Origin of the sequence: uncultured Campylobacter sp. (genome assembly GCF_938018035.1) — a bacterium.
Classification (GTDB): domain Bacteria; phylum Campylobacterota; class Campylobacteria; order Campylobacterales; family Campylobacteraceae; genus Campylobacter_B.
In genome coordinates this window covers 1-1527 of record NZ_CALIJF010000339.1, presented here as the reverse complement: position 1 = coordinate 1527, position 1527 = coordinate 1, and the positions used below count along the sequence as shown (strand labels likewise).

Sequence of the window (1527 nt, the reverse complement as noted above, 5' to 3'; positions counted from 1 at the left end):
GTGCCGCTAACGTTGCACGTCCTTGTCGCTTGCAATGTCTACTAAAATTTGATCGGCTTGTTTACTCGTCATTTTTTATCCTTTATATTTAATCGTGCAGAAAAGTTACGACTTCGTGTTCTTTTGGCAGGAACTTTCTACCGTGTATGCCACTTTCGCCATATTCTATCAAAGCTTCATTAAGCACTTTATAGAGCTCATCTAACGAAATTCCGTCAAGACTAGAATTTATATTTTCCAGCTTATATTTGATAAAAAACGGATTATCGACTAGCATTTTACTTGTGGTTTCGTCATAAATTCGCCTTATATCAAGCTCAATAACATTGCCCTTATAACATAAAATATAAATCTCCTCGCCCGTAAATCCATCTCGTGGATCCGGCATAGATGCCAAACATACATGAATAAGCCAAGCATCTCTTTGCCTATCGATAACCCAATCAAGTTGTTTTATACGTTGATCGCCTAACGGAAGTTCACCAAAATTTGCTCTGGAGCTATTTACTATGTCAATAACGCCATATTTCTCAATATCCTCTTTCGAAATATATTCCGCAACAAACGCCATTTTATTTTTCCTTTCTTACATCTATTAACGCTACACTAAAATCATCCTTATCCTCCCAGCCTGGTCTAAATTTAAAATCAATCAAAATATCTCTCAATATTTTAATAACTTCATTATCTGGAATAATAGAATTTATAACATTTACCTCGATAATTTTCCACACCCTTTGAAATTTGCGTCCATCCACTTCTTGATCATATTCGTAGTCCAAAAGAATATCTAAATTATTTCCTTGAATATAAAGCCTCCATAGCTTTTTGCTCCCATAACCATAATCATACCCTTCATTTGGTAGTCTTTTAATTAAAAGAAACCAAATATCTTTTTGTCTATCAACAACAAAATTTCTAGGTAGTTCTTCATAATACGGACTATATTGATAAAAAATTTTACTCAACCCGTACTTTTCATCATCCTTTTTAGTGATGATAGCATTTTCAAACGCCATTCTCTCCTCCTTAAAATTTAATTCTCGGATTATACTACGATATGTTTATATCCGCCTATGCGCTAATAAATATATCGTAGGTTTAAATTTATAATTGATTTTCGCCTCAAACCGCATGCAACGCTCGCATTAAAATTTTTCAAATTCCGAAGCGCAGTTTAAATTTACAGCCACAGCTCGGCGCGCGCCAAAGTGCAGGCCGCCACACGTTTAAATCTAGCCGCAAATCATATGGCGCTACGCATTCAAAACCCGCGTATATCAGGTGCTGCAATGACGCGCCGAGCTATGCGGGCTCGGTAAATTTCGCCGCGGTGTACCTAAACTTCTATCGCATAGGGGATTTTATCCTTCGCGCAGGCGCCCGCAAAGCCTTTAAGCCGCAGCAAGCAGCTGTCGCAAAGCCCGCACGCAGCGTCCTCGCGCTCGTAGCAGCTCCACGTAAGCTCTAGCGGTACGCCGATTTTAAGCGCTAACGAGACAATCTGCGCCTTGCTAAGGTGCACGA

Annotated in this window: 3 protein-coding genes; all 3 read right to left on the bottom strand. The window is 39.0% G+C overall.

Going from position 1 to position 1527, the window contains the following annotated elements; translation table 11 throughout:
* Window positions 1-88 precede the first annotated feature (88 nt).
* Window positions 89-571, bottom strand: coding sequence for a hypothetical protein (locus Q0257_RS10380; protein ID WP_298024618.1), 483 nt, complete (start codon window positions 569-571; stop codon window positions 89-91).
* Between the two features lies 1 nt (window position 572).
* Entirely contained in the window at window positions 573-1019 is a 447-nt protein-coding gene (locus tag Q0257_RS10375; protein ID WP_297880200.1) for a hypothetical protein, read from the bottom strand.
* 320 nt (window positions 1020-1339) lie between these two features.
* On the bottom strand, window positions 1340-1527 hold a 188-nt coding region (locus tag Q0257_RS10370; RefSeq protein ID WP_298024616.1), incomplete at its 5' end, for a 7-cyano-7-deazaguanine synthase.